Genomic DNA, 15,980 nt, shown 5'->3' with positions numbered 1-15,980 from the left:
TATGAAGCGACGGCATCTTAGCCGAACGGGTCGCGCCTTTGGCGCGAAATGGCCGACGTGGACAGCATGATGGCGGATTACTACAGGCTGTTAACGGTTACCGGCGGATCTGTACGGAATCGTACAGACAGATATCGCCAATTATTACGATTTCCTGCACCGCAATCCGCGCAATTCATTACCGCATATCGCGTCGGATATTCGGATAATGCGTAACCGCATATCGGCGCAAACGATATTCGCGCCGATTCGATGCCGACGATCCACACGCACGAAAGCGCGCGCGGCCGTTGCCCTCGCATCCTTTAGAATCGATCCACCGTTCACCACGCCGCTCCGCGCCCCGTGCCTGCCGATCACCGTCTCGACCTGAACCTGTTTCGCGTGCTCGACGCCGTCTACGTGCACGGCGGCATCGGCGCGGCCGCCCGCGCGCTGCATCTCACGCAGCCGGCCGTCACGCATGCGCTCAACCGGCTGCGCGCACACTTCGACGATCCGCTGTTCGTGCGCCAGGGCAACCGCGTCGTGGCAACCGAACGCACGCGTTCGATCATCGCGGACGTGCAGTTGCACCTGAAGGGCCTGCAAGGCACCGCGCGCGCCCCGTCCGCATTCGATCCCGCGACGCTCGACCTGAGCATCACGGTCGGCATTCGCGACGTGCTCGAATCGATCGCGCTGCCGCGAATCGTCGCCGCGTTCGCCGACGAAGCGCCGGGCCTGCGGCTCGTGAGCCGCCGCATCGCGGTGGCCGACATCGAGCGCGAACTCGCATCGGGCAATCTCGATCTCGCCGTCGATCGCCGCGTGCCGACGGGCCCGCGCATCGCCACCGAGCACCTGCTCGACGATTCGCTCGTCGTCGCGCTGCGCGGCGATCATCCGCTCGCGCGCGAGCCGCTGCGGCGCGGCGACTATTTCGCGGCGCAGCACGTCACGGTGTCGTCGTTCGGCGAGCCGCAATCGCTCGACGTGCTGCTCGGCAACGACGGACGCCTCCGCGATATCCGGCTCACGTGCCAGCACTATTTCGCCGCGTGCCAGATCGCCGCGGCCGGCAACCTGCTGGTCACGCTGCCGCATACCTATGCGGTGCGGATGGCCGCGATGCTGCCGATCGTCGTGCGGCCGCTGCCGCTGCAACTCAAGCCGTTCCCGCTCCTCGCGTACTGGCACGAATCGCGCGACGCCGATCGCGCGCACCAGTGGGTGCGCGAGCGCATCGCCGCGCTCGTGCGCAGCAGCGCCGGCGTCGCTCACTCATAGCCGCCCGGCGCACGCGCTCGCGCCCGGGGCGATATGCTGACGGCTGCGCGCCGCCATCCGGCGCCCGCTTCCTTCTTCCTTCTTCCCGGAGACCAGCCATGCCGCTCATCCACGCCGCCGCCGTCCTCGACGCCGATGCGCCCGACTACGTCGTTCAGCTGCAGGCCGGCACGCATGCGCTGACCGGCGACGAAGCGCCGCGCGAAGGCGGCCAGGATCGCGGGCCCGCGCCGTACGCGTTCGTACTGGCCGGCCTCGCGCAATGCACGGCCGCGACGCTGCGCATGTACATGCAGCGCAAGGCGTGGCCCGCCGCGCGCATCGACGTGCGCACCGAGCTGCATGCCGATCGCGACGGCACGCAATACGTGCGCCGCGTCGTGACGCTCGACGGCCCGCTCGACGATGCGCAACGCCAGCGCCTCGCCGAGATCTGCGAGAAGACGCCGGTCACGCAGTTCATCAAGCGCGGCACGCGAATCGACACGACGTTGAGCTGATACGGCGCAATACGTAACGCGCACCGCACACGGTCGGCGCGCAAAAAAACGGGGGCCGCGCACGCTGCGCGGCCCCCGTTTCGTCGATCTCATCCGGCGCTTACAGGCCGAGCGCGGACAGGTCGAGCTTGCCGTCCTTCATCGGCGGGCACCAGAAATACGCGCCGGTCAGCGGCCGCGTGAAGCGGAACAGCCCGTCGACGATGCCGTCTTCCACGCCGCTCATCCGGCGCATCTGCACGTCGAACGCGCGGAACGAGCAGCCGAACGCAACGAAGTAGAGGCCCGCGCGGCGCGCGTCCGACCACGGCGACGAACGGCGCAGCATGAACGCCTCCGGCTCGAAGCTCTCCTGCGCGGTACGCTTCACGTGCGCGAATTCGGGCGCGTCGTCGAGTTCTTCGTTGTCCGAGCGGCGGCGCCCGATGATGTCGTCCATGTCGCCCGACGGAATGCGCTCCATCTGGTCGAAGTCGTGCAGCCATTGCTGGACCGCGACGAAGCTCGCGCCGTCGAGCCCCACGCCCTGCCCCGTGACGATCGCCGCGGCCACCGCGTCGTCGCCTTCCGGGTTCTCGGTGCCGTCCTCGTAGCCTGACAGGTCGCGATCGTTCGAATAGCGGAAACCGTCGACCGCGTCCTGCAGCACGAATGCCGGCGCCAGCGCGCGTTCGATCGCCCGCGTGCGCAGCACGACCTCGCCGCGGTCGTCCGCGCGCAGCCAGACCCATACGTCGGCCGGCGTGACCGGCAGCGTGCGGTCGTTCACCGAGAACGTCGGGTATTCGGTCAGGCCCGGAACCGGATGCCCGAGATACGCGGCGAGCGCGTGCCCGAAACCGACGACCGTGTCGCGTCCGTCGACGATCTCGCGCAGCGCGGCCAGCGCCGCCGCGACGTTGCCGTCGTTCGAAATCGTGAAAGTGAGGTATCGGGCCACCGTATCGATCGGGGTCAGGATGCCTTGCTGAACGTCGCTCATCGTTTCCTCAGAATGTATCGTGGTGAATCCGCGGGGCCGTGAAGCCGCGCGCCGCGGACGCCGAAGTGTAATCGACGGGCGTGCCGGCCTTGCGCCGCCGCACCGCGAAAAGGCCGCAAAAGAAGGGCCGAAACCCCGAATACTAACCGTATCGACGCTGCAACGCCGCATTCGTCGGACATTGCGGCGCGCCCGGCAGTCCTGATAGAATCTTTTCACGTCTTTTCGGCGTCCTTTCAACCGTTCACTTCAGGGAGGTGCAGATGTTCCGAATGCCAGCCACCTTCCCGAACGTGGTCCCACGGCGTAGCTGATCCAGCCCGCCGTTCGCGCCGGCTCCCGAGTGTTCCGCTAACCCGTCAGCCGCGCCGTTTCCCGACAGCCCGTTTCGTTCCGCCGCCCGGTTTCCGCGCGGCCCGGCTGTTGCGTTTTCGATGTTCTCCGAACCGGAAAGTCCCGTCGCGCGATGCGCCGGGCAACGATCAATGACCAGAAAAACCACCCATCGTGGCGGCCAGGCGTTCCAGGCCGTCTTCGGCTTCACCTTCCGTTACTGGCGCAAGCAGCCGGCACGCACCGCCACGGTCGCGGGCCTCGCACTGCTCGCCGCGCTCGCCGACGTGCTCACGCCGCTGTTCGCCGGCCGCCTCGTCGACGCGCTGTCGACCGGACTGACCGACCGCGCCGCCGCGTGGCATGCGGCCCTCGTCGCGTTCGGCACGCTCGCCGCGCTCGGGCTCGGCGCGACGCTGCTGCGCCAGGGCGTCTACCTGAACATCATCACGCTCACGCTGAAGATGATGAGCGAGATCGCGGCCGCGTCGTTTCATCGCGTGCAGCGCTTCTCGACCGACTGGCACGCGAACAGTTTCGCCGGCTCGACGGTGCGCAAGATCACGCGCGGGATCTGGGCGCTCGACCTGCTGAACGACACCGTGCTGATCGCGCTGCTGCCGTCGGTCATGATGCTCGTCGGCGCCACCGTGCTGCTCGGCACGCACTGGCCCGTGATGGGGCTCGTCGTCGGCGCCGGGTCGCTGCTGTACATCGCGGTGACGGTCGCGGTGTCGCTCGGCATCGTCGCGCCGGCCGCGCGGCTCGGCAACCTGTGGGATACGCGCATGGGCGGCGCGCTCGCCGACGCGGTGAGCTGCAACGCGGTCGTCAAGGCGTTCGGCGCGGAAACGCGCGAGGAGGCGCGGCTCGCGCGCGTGATCGGCAAGTGGCGGCAACGCACGCGCCGCACGTGGGTGCGCGGCACGCTCAACGGCGGGTTGCAGGGCGCGATGCTCGTCGCGATGCAGGCCGCGATGATCGGCGTCGCGCTGCGGCTGTGGATGAACGACGAGGCGAGCGTCGGCGACATCGCGTTCGCGCTGACGATGTTCTTCATGCTGCAAGGCTACCTGCGCGACGTCGGCATGCACATCCGCAACCTGCAGCGCTCGGTGAACGACATGGAAGAACTCGTCGCGCTCGAGCGCCAGCCGCTCGGCATCGACGATCGTCCCGGCGCGCCGGCGATCCGGATCGGGCAAGGCGAGATCCGCTTCGAGCACGTGACGTTCCGCTACGGCAACCATCCGGTGCCGCTGTACGACGATTTCTCGATGCGCATCGCGCCCGGCGAGCGCGTGGGCCTCGTCGGCCATTCCGGGTCGGGCAAGACGACGTTCATCAAGCTGATCCAGCGCCTGTACGACGTGTCGGGCGGGCGCATCACGATCGACGGCCAGGACATCGCGCAGGTGCGGCAGGATTCGCTGCGCAGCCAGATCGCGATCGTCCAGCAGGAACCGGTGCTGTTTCACCGCACGCTCGCGGAGAACATCGCGTATGCGCGCCCCGAAGCAAGTCGGGCCGACATCGAGCGCGCCGCGCGGCTCGCCAGCGCGCACGACTTCATCGCCGCGCTGCCGGACGGCTATGACACGCTCGTCGGCGAACGCGGAATCAAGCTGTCGGGCGGCGAACGCCAGCGGGTCGCGATCGCACGCGCATTCCTCGCCGATGCGCCGATCCTGATCCTCGACGAAGCCACGTCGAGCCTCGACAGCGAAAGCGAGCTGCTGATCCAGCAGGCGATGGAGCGGCTGATGGTCGGCCGCACGACGCTCGTGGTCGCGCACCGGCTGTCGACCGTGCGTGCGCTCGACCGGCTGCTGGTGCTCGATCGCGGCAAGGTGATCGAGGAAGGCAACCACGACGCGCTGATCCGGATCGACGGCGGCATCTATCGCCGGCTGTTCGAACGGCAGGCGCTGGAGCTCGCGAAGGGGCTCGCCGATTCGCCGCGGCGCATCGCGGACGATGCCGCCGGGCCGCTCGGCGAGCCTGCCGCGGTGTGACGCGAGCGTGTCGCAACGTGCGCCGGCGGTGCGGTCATCACCGCCGGCGCGCGTCGATAAACGGATCCGGATCGAGGCCGTGCCACGTGCACGGCCTTTTTTCGCCCGCGAACCCCGCCGGCCACCCCGACGCCAAGCGGCGCCAGGCCGCCGCTTCCGGGATCACTTATCATGTCGACCAGGAAATTTGCGACTAGGGATCGACCATGTTTACAGGAATTGTCCAGGGCGTTGCCACCATCAAGGCCATCGCCGATCACGGGGAACTGAGAACCTTCAGCATCGAATTCCCGGAGCGGTTCACCGACGACATCGAGATCGGCGCCAGCGTGTCGGTCGACGGCGTCTGCCTGACGGTGACGACCATCCATTCGCCGGAGCTGATCGACTTCGACGTGATGCTGCCGAGCCTGCGGATCACCACGCTGGCCGATCTCGCGACGGGCGGCCGCGTCAACGTGGAGCGGGCCGCGAAGGACGGCGCGGAGATCGGCGGGCATCCGCTGTCCGGCCACGTCGACTTCACCGGGACGATCCGGCACATCGCGGTGTCCGAACACAACCGGATGGTGCGCATCGGCGTGCCGGACGCGTTCAAGCGCTACGTGTTCGCGAAGGGCTATATCGCGATCAACGGCTGCAGCCTGACGGTGTCCGACGTCAATCGCGACGAAGGCTGGTTCGACGTCTGGCTGATTCCCGAAACGCGACGCGCGACGACTTTCGATGCGAAGGGCGTCAACGACACGGTCAACATCGAGATCGAGCGCAGCACGCAGGTGGTCGTCGACACGATCCGGGAATCGGTCAAGGAAACGCTCGGCGAACTGAACGGCGTCGTCACCGCATTGCTCGCGGAAAAAGGCATCGATATCGAGGAACTGCTGGCGCGCCACGTCGCCCGCCTGCCGAAGCAGTAACGGCTGCCGGCCACGCGCTAGGTGATCCGCTGGATCACCGCGTACCGGCTGCCGTCGAAAAACACCTCGACCCACGGCTCCGCTTCCTCGAACGTCCAGACAACGAGATCGAGGTCGAGGTCGAGCCATTCATCCCCGTCGTCGGGCCACCGCATGTTCCAGCCGCCCGCGACGGCGACCACCCCGCCCGTGTACAGCGGACATTGCGCCATCCACTCGCGCGCGTAGTCGTGCGCCGCGATGCCCTTGAAGTTGTCGTTGAATCCCCAGCCGCGTTGCCAGCCGTGCGCGTTCAGATACGTGTCGATCGCGGCGGAGCCGAAGCGGAACACCGCGTCGATCGGTGGCAGCGACGTTGCGTCGGAACGGTACAGCGGGCGTTCGGACCGGACCGGTTGCACGGTGGTTTCCACGCGGCCCGATGTGCCGTCCTCGTCGAGATACACGTTCAGCCAGGCGCCGTCGCGCTCGGCGGAAACGCATAACGCGCCGGCTTCGACCCCATGCCAGTAGCCGGTGACGAGTTCGCCGTGTTCCGCGAAGCGGTATTGCCGGCATGGCCTGGCAAGGCGCCGCGCTTCGGTCAGAAAGTCTTCCAGTGTCATTGGATGTCGCGCGCTCCGTTTTCGTCACCTTGGGTGCCGCATGGGTGCGTGGGGCAACTGCTCACGCCAGGATACGGACTGCGTTTGCTCGAATCCGCCCCGCCTCATTCCACCTCCGCCTGCGCGCCCTTCCCCACCGCCACGCGCTGCGCGCGATAAATCCCCGCGTGCCCGGAGAACAGATACGCGACGACACACGCGACGATCGCATACACGCCGATATCCGCGCCGAACAGTTCGATCGCCATGATCGTCGACGCGATCGGCGTATTGGCCGCGCCGGCGAACACCGCGACGAAGCCGAGCCCCGCGAGCACGGGCACCGGCAACGCCAGCACCTGGCCGAGCGCGTTGCCGAGCGTCGCGCCGATGTAGAACAGCGGCGTCACCTCGCCGCCCTTGAACCCCGACGCGAGCGTGACGACGGTGAACGCGAACTTGCCCGCGAAATCGTAGAGCGGCAGCGGGCCGTGGAACGCGGCCTCGATCGTCGGAATCCCAAGGCCGAGATATTGCGGCACGTTCAGCGCGGTAGCGGCCGCGGCGACCAGCAGGCCGCCGAGCACCGGCTGCAGCGGCGCATAGCGGACGGCGCGCCGGAACCATGCGGTCAGCGCATGCGTCGCGAACGCGAACAGCCGCCCGACCACGCCGAACGCGATGCCCGCGACGACCGTCGCGGCCAGCCCCGTCGCCGACACGGTCGGCACGAACGGAATCGCATAGGCCGTGTGATGCACGCCCCACGCGCGGCATACGACGTCCGCGACGATTGCGCAGGCCACGCAGGTCAGCAGCGCGTCGTACCGCACGCGCCCGATCGCGAGCACTTCGAGCCCGAACACGGCGCCCGCGAGCGGCGTGCCGAACACCGACGCGAACCCGGCCGCGATGCCGCCCATCAGCAGCACGCGGCGATGTTCGCGATCGAGTCGGCACACGTGCGTGACGCGATCCGCGAGCGCGCCGCCCATCTGCACGGCCGTGCCCTCGCGGCCGGCCGAGCCGCCGAACAGGTGCGTGACGACGGTCGCGACGAGCACGAGCGGCGCCATCCGCTTCGGCACGAGCGCCTTCGGGTCGTGAATCTCGTCGATCAGCAGGTTGTTGCCGCGCGCGACCGACTGGCCGAAGCGATGATAGATCCAGCCGGTCGCGAAACCGGCGGCCGGCAGCCCCCATAGCAGCCACGGGTGTGCCACGCGCGTGCCGGTCGCCCAGTCGAGCGCGATCAGGAACCACGCGGAAGCCGTGCCGGCCAGCGTGCCGAGCAGGGCCGAGAGCGCGAGCCAGCGGCACACGTAGCGCACGGTCGCGAGAAGATCGGCAGAAGTCGTGAAAAACATGATTTCCAGATTCGACGGAACATCAAAACCTGGGCGGCAGAATACCGCGTGGACGGCCTGCGACCTCCTGACGACCCAGGAACACGCAGGCATCATCAGCCGGGCTGACCGGCGGTTGAGGGCCGCACCGTGCAACGCGCCGGATACGACCGCAGGGAGGCATGCCATCTCCGCTGGCCGCCATTGTACGCGACGCCCGACGACGCCCGCAACGCGGTCGCACGGGACGGCGTCGCGCGGCGCCTGAATGCCGTCAGCCGCGCAGCGGCCGCGCGATGCGCGAGATCAGCTGCGGCGCGATCTGTTCGAGCGGCAGGATCGCCGACGCCGCGCCGATCGCCGCGGCCGCTTTCGGCATCCCGTAGACGGCGCTGGTCGCCTCGTCCTGCGCGATCGTGTAGCAGCCCTTCGCGCGCATCGCCTGCAGGCCGAGCGCGCCGTCGCGCCCCATGCCGGTCAGCAGCACGCCGAACGCTTCGCCCTGCCAGCCGTCGGCGATGCTGTTGAAGAACACGTCGACCGACGGCCGGTACGGCGTCTCGACCGGATGCCGCGTGTAGCCGAGCACGCCGCGCGGCGCCAGGTACAGGTGATCGTTGGTCGCCGCGAGCAGCACCTCGCCGGCCTGCGGCACGCTGCCCTGCCGCGCGACGCGCACCGGCAGCCGCGTATAGCCGTCGAGCCACTCGGCCATCCCGAGCGCGAACGCCTGGTCGACATGCTGGACGATCACGATCGCCGCCGGAAAATCGGCCGGCAGCGCCCGCAACAGCGCGGTGAGCGCGGTCGGGCCGCCCGCCGACGCGCCGATCGCGACGAGCGTCGGCTGGCCGCGCACGGGCGCCGGCCCGGGAGGCACGAGCGTCGCGGTGCGGCTTTCGAGCAGCCGGCCGATCTGGTCGATCTTCGCGAGCAGCGCCTGCGGCGACGCGTCGGTCGACAGCCCGAGCGCGAGCGTCGGCGTGTCGACCGCATCGAGCGCGCCGGCGCCCATCGCTTCGTAGACCGACGACGTGTTCGCGCTGACGCTCGCCGTCACGATCAGGATCGCGCACGGCGCGCGCGCCATGATCCGGCGCGTCGCGGCGACGCCGTCGACCTTCGGCATCACGAGATCCATCAGCACGAGATCGGGCGGATGCGCGACGCAGAAATCCACCGCCTCGTCGCCGTCGGTCGCGACCCACAGCACGCGGTGATCCGTGCGCAGCGCGAGCACGCGGCGCAGCGCCTCCACGGCGAGCGGCAGGTCGTTGACGATGCCGATGTTCATCCTCGCGCATCTCCGATCAGGTCGTGCACCGCGTCGAGCAGCGCCTCGTCGTGGAAGCTGCTCTTCGCGAGGTAGTAGTCGGCGCCCGCATCGAGCCCGCGGCGGCGATCCTCGTCGCGATCCTTGTACGACACGATCATCACCGGTACGCGCTTGAGCATCGGGTCGTTCTTGATCAGCGTGACGAGCTCGATGCCGTCCATGCGCGGCATGTCGACGTCGGTGACGACGAGATCGAACGCATCGCTGCGCACCGCGTTCCAGCCTTCCATTCCGTCGACCGCGACCGTCACGTCGTAGCCGCGCTTTTCCAGCAGCTTGCGTTCGAGCTCGCGCACCGTCAGCGAATCGTCGACGACGAGCACGCGACGGCGGCGGTCGGCCAGCGCGAGCTGCGGGTCACGCGTGAGCCGCGCGAGCTGCCCGCCGCGCACGAGCTTGTCGACCGAGCGGATCAGGTCCTCGACATCGACGATCAGCACCGGATCGCCGTTCTCGAGCAGCGCGCCGGCTGCGATGTTCTGGATCTTCTGCAGGCGGCTGTCGAGCGGCTGCACGACGAGCATCCGCTCGCCGAGGAAACGGTCCACCGCGACGCCGTACAGCTCGGGTTCGCCGCCGACGACCACGACCGCCGTGCTCGCGCGTGCGACGTCGGGCTCACCCGCGTCGAGCAGCTGGTGCGCGGCGACGAGGCCCGCGCGCCGGCCGTCGAACGGGAAATGCGGCTGCCCTTCGAGCACGTCGATGTCGTCGTGCGCGAGTTCGAGCGTGCGGCGCACGTGTGCGAGCGGGAACGCATACGGTTCGCCGCCGACCTCGACCAGCAGGCTGCGGATCACCGACAGCGTGAGCGGCAGTTGCAGCACGAAGCGCATGCCCGCGCCCGGCTCGTTGAAGATCCGCACCGCGCCGCGCACGCCGCGCACCATCTCCTGCACCGCGTCGAGGCCGACGCCGCGGCCCGACACGTCGGTGACCGCATCGCGCATCGAGAAGCCCGGCAGCAGCAGGAATTCGAGCAACTCGGGGTCGGATAGCCGCGCGGCCGTCTCGTCGTCGGTCAGGCGCTGGCGCACGACGGCCGCGCGCAGCGCGTCCATGTCGACGCCGGGCCCGTCGTCGATCACGCTGACCAGCAGCGAGCCGGCGCTGTGGCGCGCCTCCAGCGTCACGCTCGCCTCGGCCGGCTTGCCGCGCGCACGCCGTGCGTCCGGCGAATCGACGCCGTGGTCGATCGCGTTGCGCAACAGGTGGCCGAGCGGCGCGTCGAGCAGGTCGAGGATGTCGCGGTCGACCTGCGTGCCCTCGCCGACGATCGAGAAACGCACCTGCTTGCCGAGCGAGCGCGCGAGATCGCGGACGATGCGCGGATACGCGCGGGTCGCGTCGCCGAACGGCCGCATCCGGCACTGCAGCGCCTCGTCGTAAAGCTGTTCGGCGATATGCGTGCTGCGCCGCTCGAAGCGGTCGAACTCGTCCATGCGCTCGGCGAGCGAACGCTGCAGGTCGTTGAGCATGTGCCGCACTTCGTTCATCGACGCGAGCATGCCCGCGTCGAGATCGTCGGCGAATTGTTCGTACATCAGATCGAGCGAGCGGGCCGCGTCGCGCTGCGCGCGCTTCACGCGCAGCATCGATTCGGCGAACGGCTTGAGCCAGCGCGATTCGACCAGCGACTCGCCGGACAGGCTCAGCAGCCGGTTCAGCGTTTCCGCGCGCACGCGGCGCATCGCGCCGGCGCCGGCCACGCGGCCGGCCTGGACCGGATCGGGCACCGTGCCCGACACGGCGAGCGGCGGCACCGCGGCGCTGGCCCGGACGGGCTCGTTCGCGGCGCCGTCGTGCTCGCGATACGGCACGACCGACGGCGACGCCGGCGGCGGCGGCGCGGCAGGCGGCGCCTGCATCGTCTGCGCGCCGTCGGCGCCCGTCAGCGCCGCCGCGAACACGTCGATCTCCGTCTGCGTCACGGGTTGCCCCTGCGGATCGCCGACGCGCACCAGCAAATCGACGCCCGCCAGCAGCACGTCGACGTGCGTGGCCGTCAACGCGATCGTGCCGGCCTGCGCGGCGACGAAGCACTCTTCCATCCGCCCCGCGATGTCGACGCCGAGCGGCACGCCGACGATGCGCGCGGCGCCCTTCAGCGAATGCGCGGCGCGCATGCACGCCTCGAGCGCGACGGAATCGGGCTCGCCCGATTCGAGCGCGAGCAGCCGCTCGGACAGCGCCTGCGTCTGCGTGCGCGTTTCCTCTCGATACAGCTCGAGCAGCGACAGGTGGCTCAGGTCGTCATCGCCGCTCATCGCATGCTCCGTGTGACTGCGTCGAACAGGCGGTCGTCGTCGAGCAGGCCCACCGACTTGCCGCGCCACGACAGCACGCCGCGCGACAGGCCGGCGCTCGCGCGCCCGACCGTCGCCGGCACGGGCACCCAGTCGGAGGCGCCGAAGCGCAGCACGCCCTCGACTTCGTCGACCGGAAACACGACCGGCTCGCCCTGGTGCGCGGCCACCAGGAGCCGCGTGAAGCGGCCGTCGTCGGCGCCGCCGGCGCCCTTGCCGGCATCGAGGCCGAGCAGCGCGCCGATCGAGATCGCGATGCGCAGCGTGCCGCGAATGTTGACCACGCCGCGCACGGCCGAATGGCGGCGATGCGGCAGCGAATGGATCGGGCGCGTGCCGGCGATCTCGCGCAGCACGCCGATCGGCAGCGCGAGCCATTCGTCGGCCACCCGGAAGGCCAGCGCCGCGTGGCGCGTATCGGCATCGGCGTCGTGCACGTGCGGCGCGCCGGGCGCGCTCATCCGGCGCGTGGCGTCGGCCATCTCGGCCCCGTCGAGCGGGCGCTCGAGCAGCTTCGCCGCGTGACGGGCGTACACCGGACAGTTCAGGCAGCGCAGGCAGTCGTTCAGCCGCTCGCACGTGCGGTCGCCGCGCGTGCCGATCCGGTTCCAGCAATCGTCGACGTCGATCGTCGTCTCGTCAATGGCAGCGGCGGCGCGGTTCATGAGTTCCTCTGGTCATCGCGGTGTCGGTCCCCAACCCGTAATCTCGTCAGCCGGCCGAGCGCCGTGCGCGCTCGAGCAGCCATTGCGCGCCCGCGCGATCGCCGCCGACGTCGAGCAGCGTCGCAAGATGGGTCAGCGCTTCGTGGTGCGTGGGTCGCAGGTACAGCGCCTTCCGGTAGAAGTCGCCCGCTTCCGCCGCGCGGCCGCGCGCATCCGCGATCAGCCCGTTCAGGTAGAACGCATCGGCATGCGGCCCGACACGCGCCGAAAACTGCGCGAGCACGCGCTCGGCCTCGTCGAACGCGCCGGCATTCGCGAGCGCCTGCGCCTCTTCCAGCGTCGGCGGGGCGCTTTCGGCGACCGGTGCGGCCGGCGCGGCCGATGCGGACGCACCGGTCGCCACCGGCAGGTCGGCCCCTGCGTCGAATGCGGCCGCGCGCATCGCGGGCGGCGACACCGCGAGCGGCTGCCGCGCGTCGCCGCGCCACCCCGGCGGCGTGACCGCCAGCACCGAACGCGACGCCGCGAGCGGCGCGACCGTGAAGCGCTCCGCGCGCCGGTACGGCGCCGCCGCCGACAGCGGTGCCGCCGGCCGGGCCGCGTAGGCGTCCAGCGCCGCGCCGGCCGGCTCGCGATGAAACGCGAACGCGAGCGGCACGCGCGCCGAGCGCATCCCGTGCCGCATCGCGACGCCCGTTTCGGCCGGCCCGACGAACAGCATGCCGTCGTCGGCGAGACGCGCGTCGAGCGAGCGGATCACGCGATCCTGCGCGTCCCGGTCGAAGTAGATCAGCACGTTGCGGCAGAACACGAAATCGTAGCGAATGCCCGTATCCGCGGCCGGTTCGACGAGGTTTTCCTGACTGAACTGCACGCACGCGCGCACGCGCTCGTCGAGCAGCCAGCCGTCGCGGGTCGGCGTGAAATACCGCGCGCGAAACTCCGTCGCGGTGCCGCGAAATGCGTTGCGCCCGTAGCAGCCGAGCCGCGCCTGCTCGATCGCGCGCGCGCTGAGGTCGATCGCATCGATCGTGAAGCTGGCCGGCTCGACCCCGGCGTCGAGCAGCGCCATCGCCGCCGAATACGGCTCCTCGCCCGTCGAGCACGGCGCGCTCAGTACGCGGATCACGCGGCCGGGCAGCGCGGCGAGCCGTTCGGCCGCGAGCCGCGCGAGCGTCGCGAACGCCTCGCGGTCGCGGAAGAACCAGGTCTCGGGCACGACGAACAGCTCGATCAGCGCGCGCCGCTCGTCGGCCGACGCGTTGAGCTGCTGCCAGTATGCGTCCAGCGCGTCCTGCGTCGGAGGCAGCCGCGTCGCGGACGGCAGGCGCTCGCCGTCCGCCTGCAGCGCATGCACGCGCTCCGTCAGCGCGCGGGTCAGGAAATCGTTGCCGAGCGAATCGGGGTCGATGCCGGTTTCGCGCAGCAGCCAGCCGCGAAATCGCGATTCGGACTCTTTCATGCGGACTCTCCCCCGTGGCCCGGCAGGCCATCGAACAGATATAGGCGCGCCACGTCGTCGACCAGGTCGGATACCGACACCTGCTGCACGACGCCTTCGGGCGTGTTGGCGACGAGGCCGAGCCAGCGCGTGCGCGCGGTCGAGATGCCGCTCGAGCGGAACGCCGCGCGATCGATCCGCATCGTCTGCGTCGCGCGCTCGACGATCAGCCCGAGCGTGCGCTCGGCGCCGGCTTCGTCCACCCGGTAGCGGACCATCACGAGCCGCGTCGAGCGCAGCGCATGCGCGCGGCGCCCGAGCGCCAGCATCGGCACGTCGAGCACCGGCACCGGCTGGCCGCCGCGCATCAGCAGCCCGGCGATCCAGTCGGGTGCGCCGGGCACGGCCTTCGTGACCGCGAGCGGCAGCACCTCGTCGATGTTGGCCGCGTCGAGCGCGTAGCGCTCGCCGTCGAGCTCGAACATCAGGAACAGCGCGTGCGCGCCGTTCTGCGTGTCGGCGCGCGTCACGCGTCGACCTTGAAGCGCGACACGCTGGTGCGCAACTGGTTCGCGACGAGCGTCAGGTCGTCGATCGCCTGCGACGACTGGCGCAGCGATTCGGCCGTCTGCTGCGCGGCCTCCGACAGCTGCGACAGCGCCTGCGTGATCTGCTCGGCGCCGTTCGCCTGCGTCTGCATCCCTTCGTTGACCATCTGGAAGCGCGGCGCGAGCGTCTGCACCTCGGCGATGATCTGCGACAGCTGCCCGCCGACCTGCTGCACGTCGAGCATCCCGCGGCGCACTTCCTCGGAGAACTTGTCCATCCCCATCACGCCCGCCGACACGGCCGACTGGATTTCCTTCACCGTCTGCTCGATGTCGTAGGTCGCCACCGCCGTCTGGTCGGCCAGGCGGCGGATCTCGGTCGCGACGACCGCGAAGCCGCGGCCGTATTCGCCGGCCTTCTCGGCCTCGATCGCCGCGTTCAGCGACAGCAGGTTGGTCTGGTCGGCCACCTTGGTGATCGTCGCGACCACCTGGTTGATGTTCAGCGCCTTCTCGTTGAGGATCGCGAGCTTCGCGTTCACCGAACCGGCCGCGTCCATCACGCTGCGCATCGTCTCGCCCATCCGCGTGAGCCCGCTCTGGCTCACGCCCGCGAGCGTCGCCGACTGATCGGCCACGCCGGCCACTTCGTTCATCGTGCGCAGCAGGTCGCGCGACGTCGCGAAGATCTCGCGCGAGGTCGCGCCGATCTCGGTCGTCGTCGCCGCGGTTTCGTTCGCGGTCGCCTGCTGCTCGCGCGACGTCGCCGCAATCTCGGCCACCGACGTCGTCACCTGCAGCGACGATTGCTGCGCGCGCGCGACGAGCTCGGTCAGCTCGTCGGCCATCCGGTTGAAGCCCGTCTCGAGCGTGCCGAATTCGTCGCGGCGGCGCAGGTCGAGGCGCCGCGTCAGGTTGCCGGTGCGCATGACGTCGTGCACCTCGATGAGCCGCGCCATCGGCACCATCACCGAACGGTACAGCACGTAGCCGAGCCCGAGCGCGGACAGCAGCACGAACGCCACCGCGACCGCGAGCACGACTTCGGTGTCCTGCACGGATTCGCGGATCAGCTTCGCGGATTGCTCGGCGAACTTGCGGTTTTCCTGCACGAGCACGTTTGCGTTGCGCACGACCTCGGTCCATGCGGGCAGCGTTTTCGCGTACGCGGCGACGGCCTCCTCGTGCGACACGCGGCTCTTCTGCACGGCTTCGTTCAGCAGCGGCGCGTAGCGGTCGTACGCGCCGCGGAACGTCGCGAAGCGCTGCCGGTCGTCGTCGCGGAACGTCGTGGCCTGATAGTCGGTCGACAGCGATTCGACATCCTTCAGCGCATCGGAGATCTTCGCGAGATCGCGCTGCACGATTTCGGGGTCGGTGTCGACGAAGGTCGCTTGCTGCAGCAGCGTGAACGATTCGTTGACCGCACCGCGCAGCGACGACGCGAGGTAGACGCCGGGCAGCGAGTCGCGCTCGATGCTGACGGCTTCGCTGTTGATCGCGCGCAGTCGCTCGTAGGACACGCCGGCTGTCACCAGCATCAGCACGAACAGCACGCCGAAGCTGAGCAGGATGCGATTGCCGAGCGTCAGCCGGGCAGCGCCGATCGTCGGATGCAGGCTTTCATTGGTCGCGCGGGGCGTCACGGTGGCCATGTTCGTTATGGGCTTTCTAAAATCAGCGTTGAAAAAATCCGCACCCGCCTGCGCGCCGGACGGCGCGCCACGGGCGCATC

General features: G+C 69.6%; 13 protein-coding genes and 1 riboswitch. Of the genes, 4 read left to right on the top strand and 9 right to left on the bottom strand.

Annotated elements, in window-relative coordinates; all coding sequences use genetic code 11:
* Window positions 1-345 precede the first annotated feature (345 nt).
* Window positions 346-1,269 (top strand): LysR family transcriptional regulator, encoded by a 924-nt coding sequence (locus WJ16_RS23165; protein WP_069259404.1) that lies wholly within the window; start codon window positions 346-348, stop codon window positions 1,267-1,269.
* A gap of 98 nt (window positions 1,270-1,367) precedes the next feature.
* Window positions 1,368-1,769, top strand: coding sequence for an OsmC family protein (locus tag WJ16_RS23160; protein ID WP_069259403.1), 402 nt, complete (start codon window positions 1,368-1,370; stop codon window positions 1,767-1,769).
* Between the two features lie 100 nt (window positions 1,770-1,869).
* Here the strand turns inward: WJ16_RS23160 and WJ16_RS23155 are convergent, their stop codons facing one another.
* Window positions 1,870-2,751 (bottom strand): Dyp-type peroxidase, encoded by an 882-nt coding sequence (locus WJ16_RS23155; protein ID WP_069259402.1) that lies wholly within the window; start codon window positions 2,749-2,751, stop codon window positions 1,870-1,872.
* A gap of 485 nt (window positions 2,752-3,236) precedes the next feature.
* Here WJ16_RS23155 and WJ16_RS23150 point away from each other — a divergent pair, with 485 nt between their 5' ends.
* Together WJ16_RS23150 and WJ16_RS23145 are read left to right on the top strand one after the other, a co-directional pair.
* On the top strand, window positions 3,237-5,099 hold the full coding sequence (locus tag WJ16_RS23150; RefSeq protein WP_069259401.1) for an ABC transporter ATP-binding protein: 1,863 nt from the start codon (window positions 3,237-3,239) through the stop codon (window positions 5,097-5,099).
* Window positions 5,100-5,305: 206 nt separating this feature from the next.
* Entirely contained in the window at window positions 5,306-6,019 is a 714-nt protein-coding gene (locus WJ16_RS23145) for a riboflavin synthase (RefSeq protein WP_069259400.1), read from the top strand.
* Between the two features lie 17 nt (window positions 6,020-6,036).
* Here WJ16_RS23145 and WJ16_RS23140 read toward each other — a convergent pair whose 3' ends face one another.
* The 8 genes from WJ16_RS23140 to WJ16_RS23105 all read right to left on the bottom strand — a co-directional run bounded on the left by WJ16_RS23140 (window position 6,037) and on the right by WJ16_RS23105 (window position 15,900).
* Window positions 6,037-6,624, bottom strand: coding sequence for a hypothetical protein (locus tag WJ16_RS23140; RefSeq protein WP_069259399.1), 588 nt, complete (start codon window positions 6,622-6,624; stop codon window positions 6,037-6,039).
* 104 nt (window positions 6,625-6,728) lie between these two features.
* Window positions 6,729-7,970: a voltage-gated chloride channel family protein gene (locus tag WJ16_RS23135; protein WP_069259398.1), complete on the bottom strand. Its 1,242-nt coding sequence runs from the start codon at window positions 7,968-7,970 to the stop codon at window positions 6,729-6,731.
* A gap of 79 nt (window positions 7,971-8,049) precedes the next feature.
* Window positions 8,050-8,151: riboswitch (Fluoride riboswitch) on the bottom strand.
* 72 nt (window positions 8,152-8,223) lie between these two features.
* Entirely contained in the window at window positions 8,224-9,243 is a 1,020-nt protein-coding gene (gene cheB / locus WJ16_RS23130; protein ID WP_069259397.1) for a chemotaxis response regulator protein-glutamate methylesterase, read from the bottom strand.
* On the bottom strand, window positions 9,240-11,552 hold the full coding sequence (locus tag WJ16_RS23125; protein ID WP_069259396.1) for a hybrid sensor histidine kinase/response regulator: 2,313 nt from the start codon (window positions 11,550-11,552) through the stop codon (window positions 9,240-9,242). The genes cheB and WJ16_RS23125 overlap by 4 nt, the downstream gene beginning before the upstream one ends.
* A complete protein-coding gene (locus tag WJ16_RS23120) occupies window positions 11,549-12,256 on the bottom strand; it encodes a chemotaxis protein CheW (protein WP_069259395.1) in 708 nt (235 codons plus the stop codon). The genes WJ16_RS23125 and WJ16_RS23120 overlap by 4 nt, the downstream gene beginning before the upstream one ends.
* Before the next feature lie 46 nt (window positions 12,257-12,302).
* Window positions 12,303-13,718: a CheR family methyltransferase gene (locus WJ16_RS23115; protein ID WP_069259394.1), complete on the bottom strand. Its 1,416-nt coding sequence runs from the start codon at window positions 13,716-13,718 to the stop codon at window positions 12,303-12,305.
* Window positions 13,715-14,227, bottom strand: a complete 513-nt coding sequence (locus WJ16_RS23110) for a chemotaxis protein CheW (RefSeq protein WP_069259393.1) — start codon at window positions 14,225-14,227, stop codon at window positions 13,715-13,717. Before WJ16_RS23110 ends, WJ16_RS23115 begins: the two co-directional genes overlap by 4 nt.
* Entirely contained in the window at window positions 14,224-15,900 is a 1,677-nt protein-coding gene (locus WJ16_RS23105; protein WP_069259392.1) for a methyl-accepting chemotaxis protein, read from the bottom strand. The genes WJ16_RS23110 and WJ16_RS23105 overlap by 4 nt, the downstream gene beginning before the upstream one ends.
* Window positions 15,901-15,980 lie beyond the last annotated feature (80 nt).

Origin of the sequence: Burkholderia metallica, from assembly GCF_001718555.1 — a bacterium.
Lineage (GTDB): Bacteria > Pseudomonadota > Gammaproteobacteria > Burkholderiales > Burkholderiaceae > Burkholderia > Burkholderia metallica.
Note: the sequence above shows the minus strand (reverse complement) of the source record. Positions and strands in the feature narration are given on the sequence as shown.